Origin of the sequence: Ectothiorhodospira sp. PHS-1 (assembly GCF_000225005.1) — a bacterium.
GTDB lineage: Bacteria > Pseudomonadota > Gammaproteobacteria > Ectothiorhodospirales > Ectothiorhodospiraceae > Ectothiorhodospira.
Map to the genome: position 1 here is coordinate 1 of NZ_AGBG01000073.1, position 1,351 is coordinate 1,351.

Here is a 1,351-nt window from a genome sequence, read left to right on the forward strand (position 1 = left end):
ATATAGTGGACCCCGATATCTAGACAGCAGTTTAAGCTCTGAGCGGAGGGCTGAATCGGGATACTAACAAGATGACTGAAAAACGGAAGCGAAACACGTACAACGCTGAATTCAAGGCGAAAGTTGGACTTGAGGCGATTCAGGGAGTCAAGACCGTCAACGAGATCGGTCAAGCCTACGGGGTCCATCCCGCCCAGGTGACCCAGTGGAAGAAGGCGATCCTCGAACAGGCCGGCACGCTCTTCGAAGGCAAGCGTGGCCCGAAGCCAGTGTCGGAAAAGGATGCCCCGGACCGTCTCTACGGCGAGATCGGGCGCCTGAAGATGGAACTCGATTGGCTCAAAAAAAAGTCCGGGATCAACCTGCCGTGAACCGTCAGGACTGGATTGATGCGGGTGACGAGATCTCCATCGTTCGCCAGTGTGCGCTGGCCGGGGTTTCCCGGGCGACCGTGTATGCGCGCTGGCGTTTGTCACCGGATGAGGCCGGCGACCTGCTGCTGTGTGGACTCATCGACGAGATCTACACACGACGGCCGTTCTACGGGAGTCGACGCATGGTGGTCGAGCTGCGGACCCAGGGCCATAAGGTCAACCGCAAGTGTGTCCAGCGGCTGATGCGTGGGATGGGGCTGGCGGCGATCGCGCCGGGCCCGCATACCAGTCGCCCGCACCCGCAGCACAAGGTCTATCCGTACCGGCTACGTGGCGTCGCGGTCACCCGACCCAACCAGGTTTGGAGTACCGACATCACCTACATTCGTCTGGCTCAGGGCTTCGCCTACTTGGTCGCGATCATGGACTGGTACAGCCGCAAGGTCTTGAGTTGGCGGCTCAGCAACACCATGGATGCGACCTTCTGCGTTGACTGCCTCGAGGAGGCCCTGCAGCTGTACGGGTCACCGGAGGTCTTCAACAGTGACCAGGGCTCGCAGTTCACGGCTGAGTCGTTCACTGGCGTGCTCAAGCGAGAGGGAGTCACTATCAGCATGGATGGCCGCGGAAGGGCCTTTGACAACATCTTCGTCGAGCGGCTCTGGCGGACGGTGAAATATGAAGACGTCTACCTCAAGGGGTACGCCAACCTCAAGGAAGTCACGCTTGGACTGATGGACTACTTCGCGTTCTACAACGGCGAACGCCCCCACGCGGCTCTGGCGAACGAGACACCGGATACGGTCTACCGGAACCGGCAGGGCGGAGGCGCACTGATCGTGGATAAGTACGGCCCGTCGACCGTGACGCCACCCAGTGAAACCGCAGTACCAGGGCAGCGCTGTTCCGCTGCGAGCGACCCCCAAGCTATTGCTTAAACTCGTGCTCTTTCTGTCTTGACGATGGGGTCCACTTTA

Annotated in this window: 1 pseudogene; it reads left to right on the forward strand. The window is 60.0% G+C overall.

The annotated features are described in order from the left end of the window. Positions 1-71: 71 nt before the first annotated feature. Positions 72-1,312: pseudogene (locus ECTPHS_RS13630) on the forward strand (IS3 family transposase). Positions 1,313-1,351: the final 39 nt, after the last annotated feature.